The sequence below is a fragment of the Pedobacter alluvionis genome (genome assembly GCF_003664035.1).
Taxonomy (GTDB): domain Bacteria; phylum Bacteroidota; class Bacteroidia; order Sphingobacteriales; family Sphingobacteriaceae; genus Pedobacter; species Pedobacter alluvionis.
In genome coordinates, this window is record NZ_RCCK01000010.1 from 1,103,667 (window position 1) to 1,126,225 (window position 22,559).

General features: G+C 37.0%; 23 protein-coding genes. 15 read left to right on the top strand and 8 right to left on the bottom strand.

Annotated elements, in window-relative coordinates; all coding sequences use genetic code 11:
* Positions 1-102 precede the first annotated feature (102 nt).
* The 3 genes from BCL90_RS04925 to fucP form a co-directional block, all read right to left on the bottom strand.
* Positions 103-840: a hypothetical protein gene (locus tag BCL90_RS04925; protein ID WP_134380574.1), complete on the bottom strand. Its 738-nt coding sequence runs from the start codon at positions 838-840 to the stop codon at positions 103-105.
* A 1,039-nt stretch (positions 841-1,879) separates the two neighbouring features.
* On the bottom strand, positions 1,880-3,517 hold the full coding sequence (locus tag BCL90_RS04935; protein WP_121282893.1) for a UxaA family hydrolase: 1,638 nt from the start codon (positions 3,515-3,517) through the stop codon (positions 1,880-1,882).
* Positions 3,518-3,525: 8 nt separating this feature from the next.
* Positions 3,526-4,836 (bottom strand): L-fucose:H+ symporter permease, encoded by a 1,311-nt coding sequence (fucP, locus tag BCL90_RS04940; RefSeq protein ID WP_121282894.1) that lies wholly within the window; start codon positions 4,834-4,836, stop codon positions 3,526-3,528.
* Positions 4,837-5,013: 177 nt separating this feature from the next.
* Here fucP and BCL90_RS04945 point away from each other — a divergent pair, with 177 nt between their 5' ends.
* Positions 5,014-5,883: an AraC family transcriptional regulator gene (locus tag BCL90_RS04945; RefSeq protein WP_121282895.1), complete on the top strand. Its 870-nt coding sequence runs from the start codon at positions 5,014-5,016 to the stop codon at positions 5,881-5,883.
* A 427-nt stretch (positions 5,884-6,310) separates the two neighbouring features.
* Here BCL90_RS04945 and BCL90_RS04950 read toward each other — a convergent pair whose 3' ends face one another.
* Positions 6,311-7,270, bottom strand: coding sequence for a GlxA family transcriptional regulator (locus BCL90_RS04950; protein ID WP_121282896.1), 960 nt, complete (start codon positions 7,268-7,270; stop codon positions 6,311-6,313).
* 134 nt (positions 7,271-7,404) lie between these two features.
* Between BCL90_RS04950 and BCL90_RS04955 the strand changes: the two genes are divergently transcribed.
* The 13 genes from BCL90_RS04955 to BCL90_RS05015 all read left to right on the top strand — a co-directional run bounded on the left by BCL90_RS04955 (position 7,405) and on the right by BCL90_RS05015 (position 17,430).
* Positions 7,405-7,899 (top strand): DinB family protein, encoded by a 495-nt coding sequence (locus tag BCL90_RS04955; protein WP_121282897.1) that lies wholly within the window; start codon positions 7,405-7,407, stop codon positions 7,897-7,899.
* 3 nt (positions 7,900-7,902) lie between these two features.
* Positions 7,903-8,415, top strand: coding sequence for a DinB family protein (locus tag BCL90_RS04960; protein WP_121282898.1), 513 nt, complete (start codon positions 7,903-7,905; stop codon positions 8,413-8,415).
* 8 nt (positions 8,416-8,423) lie between these two features.
* Positions 8,424-8,831 carry a hypothetical protein gene (locus BCL90_RS04965; protein ID WP_121282899.1) on the top strand — a complete coding sequence of 136 codons (408 nt, stop codon included), beginning with the start codon at positions 8,424-8,426 and terminating at the stop codon, positions 8,829-8,831.
* Positions 8,832-9,447: 616 nt separating this feature from the next.
* Positions 9,448-9,825 (top strand): DoxX family membrane protein, encoded by a 378-nt coding sequence (locus tag BCL90_RS04970; RefSeq protein WP_121282900.1) that lies wholly within the window; start codon positions 9,448-9,450, stop codon positions 9,823-9,825.
* A 100-nt stretch (positions 9,826-9,925) separates the two neighbouring features.
* The gene (locus BCL90_RS04975; RefSeq protein WP_121282901.1) at positions 9,926-10,357 is read left to right on the top strand and encodes a DUF2147 domain-containing protein; all 432 of its coding nucleotides are present in this window, start codon (positions 9,926-9,928) and stop codon (positions 10,355-10,357) included.
* Between the two features lie 6 nt (positions 10,358-10,363).
* Positions 10,364-11,380, top strand: coding sequence for a WD40/YVTN/BNR-like repeat-containing protein (locus tag BCL90_RS04980; protein ID WP_121282902.1), 1,017 nt, complete (start codon positions 10,364-10,366; stop codon positions 11,378-11,380).
* A gap of 339 nt (positions 11,381-11,719) precedes the next feature.
* Entirely contained in the window at positions 11,720-12,535 is an 816-nt protein-coding gene (locus BCL90_RS04985) for a TerC family protein (protein WP_121282903.1), read from the top strand.
* 96 nt (positions 12,536-12,631) lie between these two features.
* Positions 12,632-13,336, top strand: a complete 705-nt coding sequence (locus tag BCL90_RS04990) for an HAD family hydrolase (RefSeq protein WP_121282904.1) — start codon at positions 12,632-12,634, stop codon at positions 13,334-13,336.
* Positions 13,323-14,159, top strand: a complete 837-nt coding sequence (locus BCL90_RS04995; RefSeq protein ID WP_121282905.1) for a phosphoribosyltransferase family protein — start codon at positions 13,323-13,325, stop codon at positions 14,157-14,159. Before BCL90_RS04990 ends, BCL90_RS04995 begins: the two co-directional genes overlap by 14 nt.
* 2 nt (positions 14,160-14,161) lie before the next feature.
* Positions 14,162-14,716 (top strand): TerD family protein, encoded by a 555-nt coding sequence (locus tag BCL90_RS05000; RefSeq protein WP_121282906.1) that lies wholly within the window; start codon positions 14,162-14,164, stop codon positions 14,714-14,716.
* A gap of 4 nt (positions 14,717-14,720) precedes the next feature.
* Positions 14,721-15,335 (top strand): TerD family protein, encoded by a 615-nt coding sequence (locus BCL90_RS05005; protein WP_121282907.1) that lies wholly within the window; start codon positions 14,721-14,723, stop codon positions 15,333-15,335.
* Positions 15,336-15,362: 27 nt separating this feature from the next.
* The gene (locus BCL90_RS05010) at positions 15,363-16,460 is read left to right on the top strand and encodes a toxic anion resistance protein (protein WP_121282908.1); all 1,098 of its coding nucleotides are present in this window, start codon (positions 15,363-15,365) and stop codon (positions 16,458-16,460) included.
* A gap of 7 nt (positions 16,461-16,467) precedes the next feature.
* A complete protein-coding gene (locus BCL90_RS05015) occupies positions 16,468-17,430 on the top strand; it encodes a hypothetical protein (protein WP_121282909.1) in 963 nt (320 codons plus the stop codon).
* 201 nt (positions 17,431-17,631) lie between these two features.
* Here BCL90_RS05015 and BCL90_RS05020 read toward each other — a convergent pair whose 3' ends face one another.
* A complete protein-coding gene (locus BCL90_RS05020) occupies positions 17,632-18,495 on the bottom strand; it encodes a dienelactone hydrolase family protein (protein ID WP_121282910.1) in 864 nt (287 codons plus the stop codon).
* 61 nt (positions 18,496-18,556) lie between these two features.
* On the bottom strand, positions 18,557-19,561 hold the full coding sequence (locus BCL90_RS05025; protein ID WP_121282911.1) for a phosphotransferase enzyme family protein: 1,005 nt from the start codon (positions 19,559-19,561) through the stop codon (positions 18,557-18,559).
* A 109-nt stretch (positions 19,562-19,670) separates the two neighbouring features.
* Between BCL90_RS05025 and BCL90_RS05030 the strand changes: the two genes are divergently transcribed.
* Positions 19,671-20,264 carry a 2OG-Fe(II) oxygenase gene (locus tag BCL90_RS05030; RefSeq protein ID WP_121282912.1) on the top strand — a complete coding sequence of 198 codons (594 nt, stop codon included), beginning with the start codon at positions 19,671-19,673 and terminating at the stop codon, positions 20,262-20,264.
* Between the two features lie 9 nt (positions 20,265-20,273).
* On the opposite strand, the gene BCL90_RS05035 is transcribed toward BCL90_RS05030, so the two are convergent.
* Both BCL90_RS05035 and BCL90_RS05040 read right to left on the bottom strand, forming a co-directional pair.
* Positions 20,274-20,993: a LytR/AlgR family response regulator transcription factor gene (locus tag BCL90_RS05035; protein WP_121282913.1), complete on the bottom strand. Its 720-nt coding sequence runs from the start codon at positions 20,991-20,993 to the stop codon at positions 20,274-20,276.
* On the bottom strand, positions 20,990-22,486 hold the full coding sequence (locus tag BCL90_RS05040) for a sensor histidine kinase (protein ID WP_121282914.1): 1,497 nt from the start codon (positions 22,484-22,486) through the stop codon (positions 20,990-20,992). The genes BCL90_RS05035 and BCL90_RS05040 overlap by 4 nt, the downstream gene beginning before the upstream one ends.
* Positions 22,487-22,559 lie beyond the last annotated feature (73 nt).

A 22,559-nucleotide genomic window follows, 5' to 3' on the forward strand; every position in this document is an offset into this window, starting at 1 on the left:
ACTTAAATAAATTGATAATCCAAAGGTGAGCATGGTTCAATGTCATTTTGTAGTCGAATTGAGGGCTTTTGTAGCCAAAATGAGAAAGAAACAGGGAGTAGCTTAGCTTGATTTTAAAACAACCAAAATGAGTATAACACTCAACATCAGAATAAAAAAAGAAAATTTAAAATAAACGGTAAGAAAAGGGAATTTTTTTTCTTGCGCACCATAATGGATTAAATTTTCCTGAAGTTGTTGTACGTATTTTTCGTTTTCCTGTTGATCCCGGCTCAGCTGGTTAAAATCTTTAAACTTTTTAAAATCCTGTGATGTTCCCGGCACCAGTATCCAAAGTTTTTGATCAGTTTGCAGGTAGATAACATTTAACAGCAAGGCATTTTTCCTGATCTGGTAGTGCTTAACATTGATGAGGTTATCAGCAACAACAGGGCCATTTTCCCATGTAATGTTAATGCGGTGATACGCATTGTAGATAAAAAGTATACCAATGGCTATTGCTATGGGCAAGATAATTTCTTTGGTAAGGATGGCATCTACAATTTTGGGATAGGGGAGTGAATTGTAAGGATCAAGTTCTCCAATCAGCATAACCAGCATTAAAATATTGATCAGGTTGAAAACAAGACTAATAATAAAATAAGCTTGTTTTAAATCAGCACATTTTAGGTGTACTGGAAACATTTTCTGACCAAGTCCATAGGCTTCGGGTAGTACAGTAGGGAAATTAGCAACTTCCTGTTGCATTTTTTTATTCCGATAACGGATAATAATGCCCAATACCACGATACAGAGAAACGCTATTCCGATAAAGAGGTAAATGGTGTATTGTGAATTCAAATGGCTAAAAGAGATTTAGATGTTACTGTTTCAAACTTTTGTAAAAGACAAATAAACAGGCATAAATGTTTTTCTGGCTCTTGCTTTTCGGTTGTTTAATATTAGGTTGTTTTTTAATCCGTGTCCTGTATCCTTACTGAACATTAAAACATATTTTATTTCGGTCTGTGGAGACACAGACCGAGGAGTTGGTTAATAACATTGGTGGGGACACGAACCATGGCGATGGAAAAATTCACGCTTTCGGTGGTAGTTTAATGATCTTTCATTTGGAGCGCAATCCCTCTGCAAAAGAAGAAGTATCTTCCCGTTTTCCGTTTTTACGCTTCGCTTCCTCGTGCCTCGTCGCTGCAGGGTAACACTTCAACCGGGGCTAGTTGGGCAAAACAGCATTTCATTTTTGGGGCTGCAGGGTGAAGAACCCTTGTTGATTAAACCTGATTGAGCGGAATAGCCCGCAGCGCAGCGAGGACTATAAGCGAAAGCGGGGCTGTAAACTGCCAAGAACCACAAGCCACTCATTTCCTAATTTTAATAAAACTCTTTCTTAATCGTCATTCTGAATTTATTCTATTTCGGTCTGTGGGAACACAGACCGAGGAGTTGGTAGTTTTTGGCAGATCAGTTTGTTTTTATTTGTGCTCAAGAATGCTGGCGCATTTTGGAGTGCCAAAGTACCCAAAGCGCTTTGCGTTAAGTTGAAAGTATATGTCGTTCCAGAAAGCTACTGTTTGAAAAAACAAAGGAGTTAGAATAGTAGTTCTTGTTCGTAGGCTCGTCATTTCAACCTTAGTGTAGTACCCGAAGACTATGCGAAGCAAAATCTTTGAACTTTCAATAATCATAGTTCAAAGATTTCTCCATTTCGCTGCGCTTCAGTCGAAATGACGTTCGGCTTTGGGATTCTGCCATTATTATTTGCCGGGAACCCAATGTTTAATAATGGGTATTTTAAGCTCCCCACTTTCGCGATAATGACGAATTTCCTATTGGGATCTATCCCAGGCATCTTCCATTTTACCTTCTCTATCTTCCATTGTTAAAGGCTTACACCTCTTTTCCATGGGATAAAGTCATCCTGGTTAAGCTGTACAGCTTTTGGGATTTCTTCGCCACTGGCCACTTTAATACAGTATTCTAATATATCTTCGCCCATTTCATTAATGGTTTTTTCACCATTAATTACTGGTCCGGTATCGATATCGATAATATCACTCATGCGTTTAGCCAGGATTGAATTGGTGGCTACTTTAATGGTTGGACAAACCGGATTTCCTGTTGGTGTGCCTAACCCTGTAGTAAATAAAATTAAGGTTGCGCCGGCAGCAGCTTTACCTGTAGTCGCTTCAACATCATTTCCTGGTGTACATACCAGGCTTAAGCCTGGTTTAGTGGCAGGTTCGGTATAGTCTAAAACATCTACCACAGGAGCGGAGCCGGCTTTACGCGCAGCACCAGCCGACTTAATCGCATCAGTAATTAAACCATCCTTAATGTTGCCCGGAGAAGGATTCATGTAAAAACCCGAACCCACTTTATGTGCTAAATCATCATACTCTGTCATTAAACGAATAAATTTTTCGGCAGTTGGCTGATCAATTGATCTATCGATCATTTCCTGCTCTACACCACAAAGTTCGGGGAACTCTGCCAATAGAACCTTTGCACCTAAGGCTACCAATAAATCGGCACAGTAACCAACCGCAGGATTTGCTGAAATGCCGCTAAAGCCATCACTACCGCCACATTTCACGCCCACACACATCTTGCTTAACGGCGCCGTCGCACGCTCTTGTTTATTAATGAACATCAATCCTTCAAAGGTATCGCGGATGGCATTTTGGATCAATTGCTCTTCGCTTTGTGCTTTTTGCTGCTCGAAAATTAAAAGTGGTTTATCAAAATCAGGATCAAGGGCAAACAGGTCGCGTTTAAAATCTTCTACCTGCAAGTGCTGGCAGCCCAAGCTTAAAACCGTTATACCGGCCACGTTGGGGTGATGGGCATAAGCAGCCAACAATTTGCTCAGCGTATCCGAGTCCTGTCGCGTTCCGCCACACCCCCCATTGTGTGTGAGGAATTTAATTCCATCTACATTTTTAAAGGTGCGGCTGGCTTTATCTACTTTAGGTTCAAAACTAATATGATTAATGTCTTCTCCGTTTTCATAGGCCTGAACCAGTTTGTGGGTGTAAGATTTATATTTATCATCTACGGCATAACCCAATTCACTATAAAGCGATTCTTTAATAATATCCAGATTTCTGTTTTCGCAAAATACAGTCGGGATAAATAACCAATAATTAGCGGTACCCACTTCGCCATTTTTACGGTGATAACCATTAAAACTGCGGTTGGCATATTTACTTACATCGGGCGCTTCCCATTTGTAATTAACATTACGATAGGCAAATGGCTCTGCAGCATGTTTGGTATTCTCCACATTCATCCGCATACCAGCCTTTACCTCAAATTGTACCTTTCCAACCAAAACGCCGTACATCATTACCTCATCGCCTGCTTTCATATCCTGCATAAAAAATTTATGCTTGGCAGGGATTTCATCAACAGTAACGTAGGTATTTCCTTCATGCACTATTTTGGTGTCCTGAGGTAAATCCTGTAACGCAACCAAAACATTATCAGCATTGTTAATCTTGATGACTAAATTTTTCATTGTCAATTTTATACTTCTAAACTAATTTCTTTTTCAATATGATTGGGTTTCCATCCTTTCCAGCCGAAGTAGAAAACCACTAAAAAGCATACAAATGGTACCAAATAGCCATATTGTATATTATGTGTGGCATCTGATATCAAACCTAATATCGGCGGTAAAAAGGCGCCACCAACAATAGACATCACAATTAACGATGAGCCCAGTTTTGTGTCTTTACCCAAACCTGCTATACCCAAAGAGAATATGGTTGGGAACATGATCGACATAAAGAAAGAGACACCGATTAAAGCATAAACGGTAACCATTCCACTTGCAAAAATAGACACAAGAGTAAGTACAGCACTGATTAAGGCATAAAGCATCAATAGTTTATGGGCAGCTACGTATCTCATAAAGAAGGTTCCGGCGAACCTGCCAATCATAAAAGCCAGGCCTGCAGCACCAGCATACCATTTTGCTGCATCCTGACTGATACCTGCCGATGAGGTAACAAAACTGATGAATAAACTCAATACGCAAACCTGTGCACCCACATAAAAAAACTGACCGATAATGGCCCAACGCAAATGGCTATGGCCTAACACATGTGAAAAACTACTTTTTTCCTGTGCATTTTCTTCTTCTTTGATATCGGGCAGCTTGGTAAAAATAAACAGGATAGCGACTACAATAATCAGGATGCCTAAAATTAGATATGGCGCTTTTACCGTCGATGCCTCTTCGAGTATATAAGCCTGTTTTTCTAAGGGCAACATTTTCGCCAATTGCGCATCGGTATATTTTACTTCGGTAAAAATAAATTTACCACCAAGTACTGGCGCTAAAAATGCAGCTAAACCATTAAATGACTGAGAGAAATTTAAACGCTGGGTAGCTGTTTCTGGCGGGCCTAACACGGTAACATAAGGGTTTGCAGCTGTTTCTAAAAAGGTTAAACCACAGGCGATAATAAAAAGTGCACCCAGGAAAAAGATGTATTGTGCGGTATTGGCGGCGGGTATAAATAATAAACAGCCGATAGCAAATAAAACAAGGCCTAATATTATCCCGCTTTTATAACCGTACTTACGCATAATGTAACCTGCGGGTAGCGCCAATAAAAAATAAGCGATAAAAACAGATGAATCGACCAGGGTAGATTCGAAAACGTTTAGCTGAAAAGCTTTACGTAAATGCGGAATTAATACCGGATCGAGATTGTGGACAAAACCCCAGAAGAAAAAAAGACTGGTGACCAAAATTAATGGGAATAAGTATGCTTTGCCATTTTTTGGCGTGTCAGATACCTGAAAGTTCGTTGATGGTGTGTGGCTCATGTTTTGTTTGGTTATAATGGTTTAAGCTTGTTCTTTTTGGTTAGTTACTGTATTACAAATTAAACCGATAAGTATTAATAAAAATTTAACTTTATGATCTAATTGTTAAATGATATTGGCTCTGTTTTTTACATTGCAAAATAATTTTGCATATTAGATTGATTTTTTTTAAATTTTATGAAACCGCATTTACTTAATGTAGCTACCAATTCAGTAGATTCTTTTAGCGCTCGAAGGGATGTTTTGCCCGATATCAACAACCGTTGGCATTACCATTCTGCTTTAGAACTAATCTACGTTAAAAAAGGCAGAGGTACGCAGTTTATTGGCGATAGCATTAAAAATTTTAAAGACGGCGATGTGGTTTTGCTGGGGAGCAATTTGCCACATTATTGGCGCTTTGACCCGGAATTTTTTGATGAAAAGGCTTGCGAACCGGTAGACGTTTATGCGATTCATTTTAAGGAAGATTTTTTGGGTAAAGATTTTCTCGATCTTCCCGAAAATCAGGAACTTAAAAAAGTTTTACTTCAATCCACACAAGGAATTCAGTTACAAGGAATTTCTAAAGAAAAAATTGCCGGTTTGATGCCGCAGATTATCGAATCAACAGGTACAATGCGGATCATAAAAATACTCGAGGTATTAACAGAAATAGCCAATTGCGAAGAAAAAAGCACATTGGTTTCGCTAGGTTTTAAACCAAACTTTTTGGAGAACGAGAAAGATAGGATCCAATCTATTTATAACTATACCATTAGCAATTACAAGAATAAAATTGAATTAAAGGAAATTGCTGCGGTAGCAAAAATTAGCCCCAATTCATTCTGTAAATTCTTTAAAACTAAAAGCAGAAAGACGTATACACAGTTTCTGAATGAGATTAGAGTAGGGCAGGCCTGTAAATTATTGATTGAAAATGATCTTACTGTGAAAGAAGTCTGTTACGACTGCGGATTTTATAATTTTACCAGTTTCCACAAATACTTTAGGGAAATAACGGGTAAAACTCCATTGAAATATCAACAGGCTTTTTCTAAACAATAATTACCGTTAACAATAGTCGATTATGGGCTTTCGTTTGTATTTTAACTAAATATTTTTCGGTAAAATCGCTAATCCGAAACCAGAAAAAAGATTAAATATTTTGACTTGAAAAGAGACGTTAATTTTGATGACGGGAAAAGAACTGATTAGAATTTTTCATCATCGCTGGGAATCTGCTCAGCGGAATAATAACAGTACAATATTGATCCAAAAGAGATAATATAAAATACGGCTGTGATTAAAAGGAATGTGTTCATATATAGATATTTGGTTAGTGTAATTATAAAGTTAAGTTATCTCAAATAGGAGAGGATACCGCATTTATTTTAAAATAATTACTAACATAGTTGATTTTTAATGTTGAAAACTATTTATTTAGTTTTTTTATTGCGCTAGTTTACCTGTCTACATACCTAATATTGATGATTTATCTGGGCTGAAATTTATCGCGGTATTGGGTTGGGGTCATCCCTACTGATTTTCTAAACACTTTTCTAAAGGCTTTTGGATCGTTGTAACCTGAATTATAAATCACCTCCGTCATTTGCTGTGCGGTTTGCTCCAGTAATTTTTTAGCGGCTTCGATACGGGTTTGTTGCAGATACTCAATAGGGGTAATCCCAATCACCTGCTTAAAACGGCGTACAATATTTCTTCTACTGGAAGGAATATCTTTAATCATCTCCTCAATAGTAGCCACATCCTGATAATTATTCTCGATTTTTTCTTGTGCAGAAGCAACAATATTATCATTGTGATGACGAATAGGCTGGAAGGTGCTAAAGTATAATTGGTTTACGCGGTCCATATCGATCGCAAAAATCTTCGCCACCTTAACAGCCATATCTTTTCCGCAATGAAGCTGTAGCAGGTGTAACAATAAATGAAAGGTAGAGGTGGCACCACCGCTTGTAAATAACCTGCCGTCTTGTGTTACCGTTTTTTCTGCCTTTAAATGCACTAAAGGAAATGCCATAGAAAAAGCAGAACAGGCATCAACATGTGTGGTCGCCGCTTTGCCATCCAACAATCCAGACGCAGCCAGTAAAAATGCACCAGTACAAAAAGTTGCGATTTCTGCCCCAGAGTAGTACTGTTTGCTCAACCATGGGATATAACTTTTATTGGCCGAAATACATTCCTTAATATCATTGGTGGCAAAAGATGGGATCAAAATAAGATCAACATCGGAAGCTTTTTGCAAGGGGATACAGGGATGTTCGCTAAAGTTATAATTTTTATCATCCGAGGTGATTAAACTGATATTAAAAGGCGTTTCGAGCTCATCTTTGCGATAAAAGCCATTTACGGTATCAAAAACATCTAAAATAGCTGCTACGCTTAATAATCTGAAGTTTTGGGGCATTAAAACACCTATTTGTATCATTTGGTTAAAAATTTAGGTATCATAAATATATAAAAATTGTCTGAAATGCCCCTTAATATTGACTTTTACGGCAAGGGTAGGCATCAATATTAAGCCATAACTTTATTCATATACTAACCACCTGATAAAATAATATGAAAAGCAAACCAACCAGTAGCAGAATGTACGGTATAATTGTATTGTACGAAATGCAAACAGATTTTTTATTGAGGGCTTTAGATGGGATAGACCAAAAAGATGCGCAAAAAAGATTAGATACAAAGGCAAACCATATTGCATGGATTACTGGTAGTATGGTGCAAGGACGGTATTTTCTGGCTAAATCGTTAGGTATCGATCTTCCATCCATCACCGACGAACTTTTTGCCAATAACAAGGGCATTATCGATGATGCGGTTTATCCGCCGCTTGCAGATTTTATAAAAGATTGGAAAGACATTTCTCCAAAGCTGCAGGAAGCTTTAACCCAGGCTACGGATGAAAAACTGGAAGAGAAGCTCAACATACCCGGAATGGAAATTACCCTTTTCGAAATGATCAGTTTCAGCACCTATCGGGATGCGAACTGCATCGGACAAATTGCCTTGTGGCGTAGGTTATTGGGCTATCCAGGAATGAATTATATGTAAGTTATGGAAAAAGTAATTAATGAAGCCAACGAAACCTTATTGGCACTGGAAAACGCTTTCTCAAAATTTGATACCTCATTGGTGAATAAAGTACCTTTTGAAGGCAGCTGGACCGCAGGTCAATTGGCTGAGCACCTTGTTTTGTCGAATTCGGGCTTTTTACAGGTTATTAATGGCCCTGTAAGGGAAACAGATAAACCAGCCGATTTTATGGTAGCGCAAATTAAAAAGGAATTTTTGAATTTTGATGTGAAGTACGATTCGCCTAAAGAGATTTATCCTGAAAATAGAGCCTACAACCCGTCTGAATTATTGGAAAATTTAAGGCAGATCAGGGTGGGGATATCGGAAGCGGCGGGAAACCTGGATTTAACTAAAACCTGTAGCGCTTATGAACTGCCCGGTTATGGTTTTCTTACCCGTTTGGAAGCTGTTTATTTTGTGATCTATCATACACAACGACACGTACATCAATTAAAGAATATTTATAGCCAGCTATATAAAATTGATTTTTAATTAAATTTATGAAAAACAACAGGCTTAACTTATTAAATCCATATATCGGTAAATGGAAAACAGAAGGTTTAACAAAATCGGGTGATGTAGTTGCCGGAACAGATATCTACGAGTGGGTTGATGGTGGCTTTTTCTTAACACATCAGGTAGATGTTATGTTCGGCGATAAAAAGGTAAGATCGTTAGAAATTACACATTACGACGATATGGAGGATGTTTTCAGGTCGCAGTCTTTCGATAATGCAGGTAATATTTCGATATCTACCCTTAAAATTTACGATGATATCATTTTAATATTTGCGGATAAAGAAAGGTTTAAAGGGAATTTTAAAGCCAATACCATCGAAGGGATCTGGGAGCAATTTGATGGCAAAAACTGGGTGCATTGGATGGATATCAAATTAACAAAAATTTGATCATAACATCATGCTGAACCTGTGTAAGTATTTAAAAGGCTGGTTAGATCTTGAAACAAGTTAAGGATGAGGCCAGTTTGTGGAATTTGTCATTCTGAATGCAATGAAGAATCTTTATTAAAAAAGTTTTTAAGGTCAGTTTTTCATAGGTGAACGATTCTTCGCTGCGCTACCATTGACAGACTCCAATAGAATGGTCGTCATTGCGAGGCACGAAGCAATCTTAAAGCGCACGCTATTAGCGATCGTTGTAAGATTGCTTCGTCGGCTGAAAAAGCCTTCTCGCAAAGACGATTCTTCACGCACTATTAATTCGTTAAAATTCCCTGTCATTCATATTGACTTTTATACAATAAATTATCCCTCAGAATGACAGCAAAACGTACTGTTTACTCCTTTCGAATCCGCCCAGGTGATAAATTAATCATCCTAGATGGGAAAAAAACAATATAAATAGTCAATGGCTCATTGTTAATAGGTTATTGTGTATTAACCATCAACCAAAACATATTGACTTATTATTATCTCCATGTACCAATAAACAAATGACTAATGAACAAATAATGAACCAATAAATTTTATTATTTTTAACTATAGAAACCAAAATTAATCAAATATGAAAATCGCAGTTATTATTGTACGCGTGCTTTTAGCCGCCATGTATCTTTTTGCTTCTGTAAGCTATTTTCTTAATTTAATGCCCAAGGCTCCTGAAATGACAGCGGCACAAACTAGTTTTATGACTGGCTTAATGGCATCTGTGTACCTTTTTCCATTGATCAAAATAACCGAATTGGTTGGTGGTATACTATTGCTTATCGGCCGTACAGCACCTTTGGCCGCATTGGTTATTTTCCCGGTTACCTTAAATATTTTTCTTTACCATGCATTTTTAGGTCCGAAAGATTTACCTATGGTTGGCGTGATGCTTATATTTAATTTATTCCTCTTTTATGCCTATCGCGCTAAGTATCTGCCAATCGTTTCAAAGTAAATTTTAAATTTTTTAAAATTTTTCATAATTTTCTCTTTATTTGGTGTTTCGATATAAGGTGTAATTCATTATCTTTAAAAACTAACTAGAAATAAAAAATATGAGAAAGTTCCCATTTTTAATGCTGCTTTTTGTTGCAGTATCGTTTTCTGCATTTGCACAAAACAAAGATGCTATTGTAGGCAAATGGCTTAATCCATCGGGTGAAGGGCAAATAGAAATCTACAAAAAAGGCGATAAATTTTATGGGAAACTGGCCTGGATAAAGGAGCCAAACATCAATGGTAAGCCTAAATTGGATGTTAACAACCCTGATGCCAATCTGAAGAAACGTGCCTTATTAAATCTGGAAATATTAAAAGATTTTGTTTATGATGATGGCAAATGGACAGATGGAACAATTTATGATCCCAAAAGTGGCAAAACATATAGCTGTAACATGTCTTTAAAGAGTAACGATGTGTTAAATATCCGCGGATATGTGGGTATCTCACTTTTAGGAAGATCGGAAACTTTTAGACGGGTAAAATAAGAACAGATGAAGAAATTAATATGGTGCCTTTTATTGGCACCTTTTTTTTGCGCTGCGCAGTCGTATTCGATAAAACCCTTAAATGAGCATACCAAAACCAGTTTACGCGGATTAAGTGTCGTATCAGATCAGGTTGTCTGGGTGAGCGGCAGTAATGGATCAGTAGGTAAAACCACTGATGGCGGCAAAACCTGGACCTGGGTAAAACCCAAAGGTTATGAAAAAATCGATTTCAGGGATATCGAAGCTTTCAACGATAAACAGGCGATTATTGTGGGCATTGCCTCGCCGGCCTATATTCTGAAAACCATTGATGGTGGCGAAACCTGGACAGAAAATTATAAAAATATAGATTCAGCAATATTTTTAGATGGTTTGAGTTTCTGGGATAAAAATAAAGGAATCATTTTCGGCGACCCTATTAATGATAAAATGCAGTTGCTTAAAACCGTAGATGCAGGTAAAACCTGGCAGGATATATCTGCAAACCTCAGAACTAAATTAACCAAGGGAGAAGCCGGTTTCGCAGCCAGCGGAACAACCATTAAAACATTGCCTGGAGGTAAAACCTGGATTGCAACTGGTGGTACAGTCGCTAACATTTACTTTTCTCCTGATTATGGCCAAACCTGGCAGGTATTTAAATGCCCTATTTTACAGGGCGAGGGAAGTACCGGTCCTTTCTCTATCGATTTTTTAAACGAAAGAACAGGTGTAACCGTCGGCGGTAATTACTTAAAAGACAAAGAAAATTCGAATAATGTGCTTTTAACGAATGACGGAGGCAAAACCTGGAAAAAGCCAGTTTCGCCTGTTTCAGGCTTCCGATCGGCCGTAACTTATATTAATGCTAAAACCTTGATTGCAACCGGTACTTCAGGCACAGATATTTCTACAGATGGTGGTCAGAACTGGAAACACATTTCAGATCAAAATTTTAATGCTGTTCAAAAAGCCAAAAAAGGTAAACAAATTCTTCTGGCAGGAGAAAAAGGTGCTATTTATCAGCTAACTACGAATTGATAAAGGAGGCATGACAAATTCATTTTTATCTCACCTCATCGTCCTGCTGAACTTGTTTCAGCATCTTTTTAGCAAGAAAGACCCTGACCACGAAGTAGCTATTAGACCTTTAAAACAATAAAAACTGCTAATAAAATAAATTCAGGGTGACGAGAGGTTGTGAAATTTGTCGTAAACCCATTAAAAAATTTCAGCCCTGTTACGTAACAGTTTTATTGATTAATTATCTAATCAGTGAAACGATACAAATAAATAAAAAAGATTGAAGCATTGAGATTGATAAAATTTTGTTTCTTTGCTGTCAACTAAAACTTTAATTTAAACATACACACTCGTTCAATGGATTTTTTGCATACAATTTTAGGTGATGATATACAGGCCGGATTATTAATTATTTTAAATTTAATTGTGATCGAAAGCTTGCTATCGGTAGATAATGCTGCTGTTTTGGCAACGATGGTAATGGATTTGCCAAAATCGCAAAGAGAAAAGGCTTTAAAATACGGCATTATCGGTGCTTATGTTTTCAGGGGTATTTGTTTATTCCTGGCAGCATGGTTGGTTAAAATCTGGTGGTTAAAACCACTTGGCGGTTTATACCTGTTATACCTTGCTTTCGATTATTTTAGAAAAAAGAACAGTAAAAAGAATGAGGAAGAAGAGGAAGTAGATAAAAGCAAAAGCTGGATTTATAAATCGACTGTTGGTTTAGTAGGTACCTTTTGGGCAACAGTTGCTTTGGTAGAAGTAATGGATTTAGCCTTCTCTATTGATAACGTTTTTGCTGCGGTAGCCTTTACCGATCATATCTGGTTAATCTATATCGGCGTTTTTATCGGGATTTTGGCCATGCGTTTTGTGGCGCAGGCTTTTGTAAAATTAATGGAAAAATTTACCTTTTTAGAAACGGTGGCTTTTATCGTAATTGGTGTTTTGGGTATTAAGCTTACCTCCTCATTATTTACGCATTTTTATCCCGGGTCGCCAATTTCTCACGTTATTGAAGGAGAAAAAACAGATCTTTTTGTGTCTATTTTTACCGTAGCGATTTTCATCATACCGGTATTAACCTCTGTTTTGTTCAACTATCCTAAAAAACACAAAAGCGACATTGTTATTTCTGAAGAAGCCGAAGAAGTATTGGATAAGTCTTAAGGCTTATCTGTCATAAATCTTACAATCAACCGTTTCTGATTATACAATCAAATTTGTAATATTAGAATCTATTAACAGATTAGTAAACAAGGTGCAATGGCTTTTTACAAACATTACTCATTCGATCTTTGGTTAACGTTGATTAAATCTAATCCAACATACAAGCAGGAACGGGTACAGTATTTTTTTAGGAATTTTAATGGCAAGCATAAAAGCATTGATGAAATTGCCATCACTTTCCGTCAGGTAGATTTAATGGTAAACGCCATTAATGAAAAAGCTGGTAAAAATGTTGATGCTGAAGAAATGTATTTAATGATTATCAGTATGATCAATGACTACGATTTCAACTTTAATGATGTAGACCTTAAAGTACTCGATCATGACATGGAGCAGATCGTATTTGCACACATGCCAAAGCTTTACTGTGGTGATTGTTTGGATGTACTGGCAAAAATTAAAGAATCGGGCAAAAGCTCTACCAATATATTGAGTAACACGGGTTTTATTAAAGGTAAAACCTTAAAAAAAGTAATTGAACATCTAGGTATTGGTCGGTTTATCGATTTTCAGCTTTATTCTGATGAAGTGCGAATGTCGAAACCCAGTACAGGTTTTTTTCAGTTAATGTTAGATCGCATCGACAGAACAAAACACCCCGAATTATTGTTAACAGATGTCATCCATGTTGGAGATAACCCCCATGCCGATGTTCGCGGAGCAGAAGCAATGGGAATTAACAGTATGCTGATCAATTCAAACAATTTATCTATCTCAAACCTACTCTATGATACCGTATAATTTCTCACTTCATAAAATAGACAATACAGCCGATTTTGGCTTTAGTGCCGACGATTATAGTCGCTTTAAGTTTGGCGATGACCTTGTTGCCCGATCTTTCGGGAAAGACCTCGCTGATGGTTTTATCAGGTATTACCTGGCCGATAATCTAATCACCGATCAGATTGTGGTCATTTCCAGTCCTTATAGTTTTATTCCTACAGCAACTTTTGCCATGAAAAACTATTTCGTTAGCCAGCTTAACCGTTGGCTGGTAGAAAATGGCAGTTTAGCGGTAGAGGAAACCAAAGTGCATAGAACCATTACCTACAAAGAAGATTACGGCGAACTAAGTGCTGAAGAAAGGCTTTCGCTAATCGGTAACGATTCGTTTCATATTGATAAAGATTTTCTGGTGGGCAAAACACTTTTGTTTCTGGATGATATCAGGATTACGGGAAGCCATGAACGCATGATCTTAAAAATGGCAAAAGAATATGGTTTAAATAACGAAATGCACATGCTTTATTTTGCCGAACTGGTGAATAAAAATATCCATCCCAATGTAGAGAACTTTCTGAATTACCATCAGATCAAATCTATTTTCGACCTGGAAGAAATTATCGATGGTGGAAATTTTTGTTTCAATACCCGTATTGTGAAATACATTTTAAATACTACTTCGAGCAGTTTTACCATTTTTTTAGAACGCCGGAGTACCGATTTTATCAATCAGCTTTACGATCTATCTTTGGGGAATAACTACCATACCATAGAGGCGTATTCGAAAAATTTACATCTTATAAAAGACTATATCAAAAACAATAATTATAAATTAATTTAAATATGGCTATTAATTTGCAAAAGGGGCAAAGAGAAAATATCGATGCACCTAAATTTACAATAGGTTTAGGTTGGGATACCAACAGCTCTTCAACAGGTTCTGCATTCGATTTAGATGCTTCAATTTTTTTACTAAACGATCAGAAAAAACTAATTTCAGACGAAAACTTTGTATTCTACAATAATTTGGTTTCTCCGGATGGTTCCGTAGAACATACAGGTGATAACTTAACCGGCGATGGCGATGGCGACGATGAGCAGATTAAAATTGATTTAACCAAAGCTGATGCTAAAGTAAGCGAGATCTGTATTGTGGTAACCATTCACGATGCTGACAACAGAAGACAGAATTTTGGTCAGGTTAGAAATTCTTTCATCCGAATTTTTGATGCGGTAACCAATGAAGTGATCTTAAAATATGAATTAGAAGAAGATTTCTCTATCGAAACAGCCGTAGAATTTGGAAGAATTTACAAACGTGAAGGCAAATGGAAATTTGAAGCCGTTGGCGTGGGCATGAAAGGTGGTTTACAGGATTATTTAAATAAATATCAATAATATTATGGCAATTAATCTTCAAAAAGGACAGCGCATCAGTCTGGAAAAAAGCAATGGCAGCAAACTTCAGAATGTTTGTGTAGGTATTAACTGGGGCGCTATTGAAAAGAAAGGCCTTTTCGGTTTCGGATCATCAAAAGAAGCTGTAGATTTAGATGGAAGTTGTGCATTATACAACGAAAATAAACAACTTTTAGAGGTAGTTTATTTCGGTAACCTAAAATCTAAAAACGGTTCTGTAAAACACAGCGGAGATGATTTAACTGGCGATATGGGTGGCGATGATGGTTTAGATAACGAGATCATCACTCTTGATTTTTCACAGTTGGATGCGAATGTAAACTATGTTGCCTTTGTATTGAACAGTTTTAGAGGTCACGATTTTGGCACAATTCCTTTTGCTTCCATTCGCATTTATGAAGGAACAACAAAACGTGTTAACGAGGTTTTTGCTAAATTCGATATTGCTAACGGAGCAAATTTTGCAGGTCACGTATCGATGGTAATGGGTGTTTTTTACAAGAAAAACGACGAATGGAAATTTAATGCCATTGGCGAACCAACCAAAGATAAAAAACTGGAAGATACCGTTAAAACCGTAACTCAAAACTATTTATAAGCCATAAAGCTGGTAATTAATCAAACTATGGAAACCAACCCAAACGTTACCCAAGCCCTTACTCCGGTTAAACTGGACAAGGACGGAAATGTTGACCTCGAAAAAATAACAACCGAGGAAACAGCAAAATACCAGGAGATTGGAAAATCTTTAGAACCATCAGATGTAAATTCTATCCTGAATTACGGAAGCGATGCCCAAAATTCAATGGAGAAATACAGTAACGAGTTTTTATCGTCTGTACGTACCTACAATAGTGGCGAAGTTGGCGGTTTAATTAACGAACTGCTAACTGAACTGAATTATATTGATGTTTCTGAATTGGAACAGAGTGGCTTTAAGAGTTTCATCTCTAAAATCCCGTTCTTAAAAAGTTTAGTGGTTGACGTGAAGAAACTTTTTCAGAAATATGATGTGGTGGTAAATAATATCGATAAAATTACCAACAAGATTAAAGCTGGAAGGTTAAATTCAATTAAAGACAACAGTTCGCTGCAAACCATGTTCGATAGCAATGTTGGTTACATCCACCAGATGGAAGAACTGATTATCGCCGGACAATTAAAATACAACGATCTGAGCATTAAATTAGCCGAAATGGAAGGTCGGCCGGCAGATTATCAGGATTATGAAATTGCCGATTTAAGGGATTTTATTAGCCGTTTGGACAAAAGACTGGCTGATATGAAGATCGTGCGATTCATTATGTTACAATCTTTGGCGCAGATCCGTGTGGTGCAAAACAACAATACTTCAATTGCAGAAAAAGCACAATCGATTGTTTCGACAACCATTCCGGTTTGGAAAAATCAATTAACGATTGCTGTTGCATTACAAAGGCAAAAGGCCAATGTAGAGATGCAAAAGAAAATTTCGGATACCACCAATACCATCTTACAGAAAAATGCGGAGATGCTGAAACAAAACAGTATTGACGTAGCCAAAGAGAATGAAAAAACTGTGGTATCTTTGGAAACCTTGAAACTAACCACTTCATCGTTGATTGAAACGCTTAATGAGGTGAAACAGATTCATGAAGCAGGTGCACAAAGCAGACGTGTGTTAGATGGCGAACTTAAAACCCTGGAAGCAGAGTTGAAAAAGAACGTAACGAGGGTGAATTAATGAAAATATGGATGAATACCGTTTAAATATTCTCAAAAAATCAAGCGCAGAGATCAACCGTTTACAGTTGCTCTCTGTGTTTTTTGATGATGAGGTGATTTATAAAATTTACTTACGTAGTCAGGTTATTCATCAGCTTTTTGCTAATAATGAAGAGCTGGAGATCGAAAAATTAGATCTTTTCCATCTTCAATTTACCGATAGTGTAGTCGAACTGCTCAAAAAGATTAAAAAGAGCAATGAGAAAAATGTATCGCTCATCTACGATGAAATTGACCTGAACGAAGAACTGATCGATCGAATGGCAAGCACGCTCGTTGATCAGAAAAGTTTTCAGCAGGATAAACAGAAACAGTCACTTAAAATTAACTTATCGTTGCGGAAGCTGTTCAGTGTATTGTCTGAACTCAGTTCCGATTTCCCATTTTCTAAAAATATCAACGTTTTTAGTTCTAAATACGCCAACGATTTTTATTTCGATCTCACTACGGATCAATTTGCTAAACTGATTGATTTTCAGGATAAACAAGTATATACCAATGTGTATGCAACCATCGAGAAAAAACTGATGGGTAAATTGTGTAAATACGATTTTCGGACTGAATTTTACATTGGTTTAAAATCAGGTGAGCTGGTTATAGAAGTATATAAATTTTTAGATATTGACAATTATTACCTGTTTTTCCCAAGCAGAAACCTGTTCTTGTTTTGCGATTTAACCATTTTTAAAGATTTGGATATGTCCAATAACCTTTCAGAACGGGAACGGATTATACAGGAACTTCAATATAAAAACGATAAACTGAAAAGTAACGCTGCGGTTTTAAAAACTGCCATTCCACACGAGGTTGTTAATTTATTAGAAGATAGTTACCATAAAATATCTGATATTAATTTCCTGAACCACCTCAATAATTTCGATGTGCAATCGAATATTTTGAAGACTATGTTGAAAACGGATTTGTTTTAGGCCGGTTTTTGCCACCTAAGACATCTGAGCGCAGCTTAGAAGTGTCTTGCCGATTAATTATCACTATCGCAAGAAATCGTCATTGCGAGGAGGAACGACGAAGCAATCTTACAACGCTGGATAATTGAACTGTCGCATTAAGATTGCTTCGTCGGCTGAAAAAGCCTTCTCGCAATGACGATCTTATGATAGAAATTATTATTACCGCGTCAACACCGCCAATTTCTGTTTAAACAAATCAATTGTTCTGCTCCAGGCTAGTTTTGCGGCAGCTTCGTTATATCTGGTAGGTGAAGTATTGTTGTTAAAGGCATGGTTTACACCATCGTAAATGTAAATTTTGTAATCAATTTTATTTTCTTTTAAAGCTTGCTCATAAGCTGGAATTCCGGCATTAATGCGTTCATCCAGGCCGCCATAATGCAGCATTAAACTCGCTTTAATTTTAGGAACATCTGCTACATTGGCCTGTGCGCCGTAATATGCCACAGCCGCCTGTAATTTAGGATCGTTTACCGCTAATTTATTGGCCATTCCACCGCCCCAACAAAAGCCCACACAGCCTACTTTACCATTGCCGTCTTTTCTATTGCGTAAATACTCCAGGCCTTTTAAATAATTCTGTAAGTTTTTTTCAGGATCTAATTTGCCTATCAGCTCGCGCCCCTTATCTTCATCTGTTGGTGTTCCGCCAAGTGGCGAAAGCGCATCAACACCAAGCGCCAGGAAACCTTCGGCGGCAACACGTTTGGTTACATCAATAATATGTGGATTTAAACCTCTGTTTTCATGAATTACCAGTACACAGCCTAAGTTCTTTTTGCCTTTTGGTTTGGCCAGCACAGCTTTCATTTCACCATCAACACCAGCGTAGGTAACATCTTTAACTTCGATATCATCAGTGTTAAAATCTGCTGCAGCAGCATAATTATTCTCTAGCATCGGCAGAATAGTCATGGCTAATGCTGTGCTGCCAGCCAGGACGGCCAGTTTTCTCATAAAATCTTTTCTGCTTACCTGACTGTGCGTATACTCATCGTACAGGCTAATTATTTTCTGATCCATCTTATTGATTTTGAATTGCCATACAAGATAAAAAAGGATTACGAGATTGTGGCAGCATTGCCTAAAAGTTACAATACATTTCTTCCCATTTTTTAATCAGTGTTACGCGGTGTTTCGTGTAACGAGGGGTTAAAAAAGCATTCGACCAATCATCGTAATTGTCGTAAAAAAACTTCAAAAAGAAAATATGGAAGGTAATACCCAGATAAGGAATGGCTTTTGATTCATCGTCAGTTAAAGGACGTACTTTTTGATAAGCATTTAGAAAGGTTTCGAAATCCTTATCAGCCTGTTCTTTGGAGATTAGCTTATTAAGCTGATGGAAGAAATAATGGTTAAGGAAAGTCATCAAATCATTAATCAGGTAGCCTTCCCCTGCAAAATCGAAATCAAAAAAGGTAATTTTTCCCGCTTCATCAAAATGGAAATTCTTTGGAAAGAAATCATAATGGCAATAGCCGTAGCTAAACTTTGAAGTATCAAATCCCTCGAACTTTTTAACAATCTTATCGGCAATGTTGGTTAGGTAGTCAAATTCTTCAGGCATTTCCGTGAAATGAGGTTTTAAATCGCGCAAAGGCTCAAATAAAGTCGTTTCAAAGTTGAATACCGGTCTTGGGTTATTCAGTTTTATAGAAGAAGTGCTTTTGTGCAAAGTGGCAATGTCCTGCCCCAATTGAATAAGCTGTGCATTTTCAAGATCTAAAATCACTTTTCCTTCAGCAAAGGAAAACAGTACACCGTTTCTTGTTCCTTCTATGGCATTAAACTGTTGGATTTGTTTCTCAAACACATCCGTTATCGGGTAGGAAACTGAGTTTCCATTTGTCTTTAAAATATTAAGCAATTCTACTTCAGCTTCAATTTCGTTGTGTTTACGGTGTGCATCGCGGTAAATTTTGAAGATATATTTCTGATTCTGATTTTCCAGAATATAAGTATCGCTTACATTACGGATGAGTAACCGGCATGTTGTGGATGGATCTAACTGATAAGTTTCAATTAAATAATCTTTTAAAGCAGCGGCTGATAAAGTGGAGTATTGGGCAGGGAAAATAGTTTGCATAATTAGCGCTTTGGGGTTTCAAATATAAATTTTAGAAATGACATCTTAGCCATTAATTAAGACTACCTTACGAACCTTAGGCATATCGTTTTAAGATTAATACAATCTGTTGAAAAAAATATTTGATTGCCTTATCGATAGTTTTATCGAGGATAAAGTGGGGATTGCCGAGAATTTTTTAAGTATTTCTTTAGCAGCACACCTTAAAGATAACCTGATCGGGTTATTTGAAAACAAAAAACTTTTAAATGCTGGTGTGGGTAATAATTTGGTTGTGAATCAGGATAAACTGATCAGAAGTGATATCATTTACTGGTTAGACAAAAAGCATAACAACCAATACGAAAATGATTTTTTCGATCTGATGGACGAATTTGTTGCCTACTTAAACCGTAGCTGTTATACGGGTATTACTGGCTATGAGTTTCATTATACACTTTACGAATCGGGTACGTTCTATAAAAAACATATCGATCAGTTTCAGAACAATGGAAGCCGGCAATATTCGATGATTATGTATCTGAATAGCGATTGGAAAATAGAAGATGGGGGAGAGCTGCGCATTTATCATGTTGATGAGGAACAGAATATCTCACCCAATAACGGTAAAAGTGTTTTCTTTAAAAGTTCAGACCTGGCACACGAGGTGTTGCTTACCCATAAACAAAGGATGAGTATTACAGGTTGGTTAAAGATCGGTTAGTCGCTAATCTTAAATATCGAACAGCTGCTTAATCATGCTTTTGAAATTTTTGCCGATGGGTACCTGCTGGCCATTTTTAAGTACAAAAGTATTGCCTTCCAGGTAATCGACGTATTTTTTATTGAGGATAAAAGATTTATGAATCCGGATGAAATCGATTGACAACTGATCTTCAAAACTACCCAATGTTCGTGGGGTGAGTAAAAAAATGCCGTCTTTCCAGACTTTCACATAGTTACCCAGGCTCTCTAAATATTGGATTTCATCGATTTTAATCAGGATATATTTCTTATCTACTTTAATCGAAACCTGCCCATTGTTTTTAGGTTCTGTTTTTTCAACTTGAATAGGGATTCCTGTTTGTTTTTTGAGGTTATAAAATTCCAGCGCCCGGTTAACGGCTTTTAAAAAACGATCGAATCGGAAGGGTTTTAAAAGGTAATCGCAAACGGCCAGATCAAAACTTTCTAAAGCGTATTCTTCGTATGCTGAAGTAATAATAACAAGTGGTTTATGTTGCAACGTTCTTAAAAAATCCAGACCGTTTAGTTTTGGCATCCTGATATCTAAGAAAATTAAATCTATCTGTTGTTTACTCAAAAAATCCAGGGCTTCTGTAGCACGGTAGCAGTGGCCTGTAATTGAAATAAAAGGAATATCTTTTGCATACTCAGTAATTACACCGTGTGCAAGAGGTTCATCATCTATTACTAAGCAACGTAAGCTCATGTTAGCTTGAGTTTTAATTCCGCCTTAAATATATCAGCAATGGTGGTAATTTCCAATGTATAACGGCTGGGGTAAATCAGTTCGAGTCTCTTTCTCAAATTATCAATCCCAATTCCTTTAATTTCGTTTACCTCTTCAGGATCGAAAGAGTTCTCGCAACTGAAAATAAGCGTGGTATCATTACTGATTAACGACAGTTTTAAAGTAGCCGCATCTTCTGCTGGTTCTATACCATGTTTAAATGCATTTTCGATAAATACAATAAGCAGCAGTGGGGCAATATCTATCTGATCGTTTGTAATCTGCTTTTCAAATTCGAAATGTAAGGTTTTGCGCAAACGGATTTGCTGCAGTTGAATGTAATCATTAATATAATCCAGCTCCTGCGAAAGTTTAACTGTTTTTTCCTGTCCTTTGTAAATGGTATAACGCATCAGTTCTGATAATTGCAAAATACTTTCTGGTGTTTTATCCGATTTTTGCAGGCTTAATGCATAAAGGTTGTTAAGCGTATTAAAGAAAAAATGTGGATTAAGCTGTTGTTTTAATAAATCGAGTTCAGTTTGTGATTTTTCTTTTTCTAAAGAGAGGATCCTGTTGTTCTGTTTCCCCCATTGCAACGCCAAAACTACTGGTAAACTGATGAGCATAATGGCAAAGGCCCCAAATGCATTTTCAAGCTCGAAAGGATTATTTACGAATATACTCCGGCTAAAAACCGTGTTTATTGGCAACAAAATTAACAATTGGGCCAATAGTGGATAAAGAACAGCAACAGTTGCTGAAAGTGATAAAAGGTAAACGAACAAACCTTTCTCTTTAAGGATTTTAGATACAAGTAAACGGCTATTGATCAGGAAAAGCAGGTATCCACATAAGTACATGATCAGGAATTGTGAAAAGAAGCCTAAAAATGTCCCAAAATTGAGCAAGAGTAGTTTAATGTCAAATTCGAAACCAACCAAACGGAACCCCTTTCTTTGGTAAACTGGATTGTCTAAACTAGAAACGGCCATTACTGATATCGTTGCTGCGAGTAAAATGATGGTAATGAGAACGGCATTCTCCAGGCCGATTTTTTTGATCCACTTAATGTGCTGTACTTTGTTTTGGTAGTATTGATTAGCAATCAGCATTAATTCGAGGCTTACTGCTGCCAAAGCGGTTAAAGTAAAAACACCATCATCAAGCTTAACGATTTGCAGGTAAAATGCAATAAGTGTAAACAGAGGAAGTGCGATTAAGAAACAAATACCCCAATAAATAGCATAATGTTTTTTGCTTAGCCTGTTTTTTAATCTGGCTTTAGCAAAAGAAAAAACAAATACGGGGAGCAAGCAGAAACCCAGAGCCAAAATGCAGCTGACATAGCTTAACCAAATATTGTTGGTTAAGCTGTAAGTGTTAAATATGGCTATCCATAACAAAAGGCCAATAAATATGAAAAAGTCCTGGTATTTATAACTGAATTTTAAATTCTTTGTATTGAGCATTTCGTATTTAATGTATCCGTGAGTTCACATACCACACTCGTATTATTATTTCGGTTCGTGGAGACACGAACCA

Bases quoted from the DNA above. Each gene is read 5' to 3' on its own strand.
- BCL90_RS04995 (WP_121282905.1), top strand. From the start codon at position 13,323: ATGATACCGTATAATTTCTCACTTCATAAAATAGACAATACAGCCGAT.
- BCL90_RS05000 (WP_121282906.1), top strand. From the start codon at position 14,162: ATGGCTATTAATTTGCAAAAGGGGCAAAGAGAAAATATCGATGCACCT.
- BCL90_RS04965 (WP_121282899.1), top strand. From the start codon at position 8,424: ATGAAAAACAACAGGCTTAACTTATTAAATCCATATATCGGTAAATGG.
- BCL90_RS04975 (WP_121282901.1), top strand. From the start codon at position 9,926: ATGAGAAAGTTCCCATTTTTAATGCTGCTTTTTGTTGCAGTATCGTTT.
- BCL90_RS04990 (WP_121282904.1), top strand. From the start codon at position 12,632: ATGGCTTTTTACAAACATTACTCATTCGATCTTTGGTTAACGTTGATT.
- BCL90_RS04935 (WP_121282893.1), bottom strand. From the start codon at position 3,517: ATGAAAAATTTAGTCATCAAGATTAACAATGCTGATAATGTTTTGGTT.
- fucP (WP_121282894.1), bottom strand. From the start codon at position 4,836: ATGAGCCACACACCATCAACGAACTTTCAGGTATCTGACACGCCAAAA.
- BCL90_RS04985 (WP_121282903.1), top strand. From the start codon at position 11,720: ATGGATTTTTTGCATACAATTTTAGGTGATGATATACAGGCCGGATTA.
- BCL90_RS05035 (WP_121282913.1), bottom strand. From the start codon at position 20,993: ATGAGCTTACGTTGCTTAGTAATAGATGATGAACCTCTTGCACACGGT.
- BCL90_RS04955 (WP_121282897.1), top strand. From the start codon at position 7,405: ATGAAAAGCAAACCAACCAGTAGCAGAATGTACGGTATAATTGTATTG.
- BCL90_RS04945 (WP_121282895.1), top strand. From the start codon at position 5,014: ATGAAACCGCATTTACTTAATGTAGCTACCAATTCAGTAGATTCTTTT.
- BCL90_RS04970 (WP_121282900.1), top strand. From the start codon at position 9,448: ATGAAAATCGCAGTTATTATTGTACGCGTGCTTTTAGCCGCCATGTAT.
- BCL90_RS05040 (WP_121282914.1), bottom strand. From the start codon at position 22,486: ATGCTCAATACAAAGAATTTAAAATTCAGTTATAAATACCAGGACTTT.
- BCL90_RS05005 (WP_121282907.1), top strand. From the start codon at position 14,721: ATGGCAATTAATCTTCAAAAAGGACAGCGCATCAGTCTGGAAAAAAGC.
- BCL90_RS05025 (WP_121282911.1), bottom strand. From the start codon at position 19,561: ATGCAAACTATTTTCCCTGCCCAATACTCCACTTTATCAGCCGCTGCT.
- BCL90_RS04980 (WP_121282902.1), top strand. From the start codon at position 10,364: ATGAAGAAATTAATATGGTGCCTTTTATTGGCACCTTTTTTTTGCGCT.
- BCL90_RS04950 (WP_121282896.1), bottom strand. From the start codon at position 7,270: ATGATACAAATAGGTGTTTTAATGCCCCAAAACTTCAGATTATTAAGC.
- BCL90_RS04960 (WP_121282898.1), top strand. From the start codon at position 7,903: ATGGAAAAAGTAATTAATGAAGCCAACGAAACCTTATTGGCACTGGAA.
- BCL90_RS05010 (WP_121282908.1), top strand. From the start codon at position 15,363: ATGGAAACCAACCCAAACGTTACCCAAGCCCTTACTCCGGTTAAACTG.
- BCL90_RS05020 (WP_121282910.1), bottom strand. From the start codon at position 18,495: ATGGATCAGAAAATAATTAGCCTGTACGATGAGTATACGCACAGTCAG.
- BCL90_RS05015 (WP_121282909.1), top strand. From the start codon at position 16,468: ATGGATGAATACCGTTTAAATATTCTCAAAAAATCAAGCGCAGAGATC.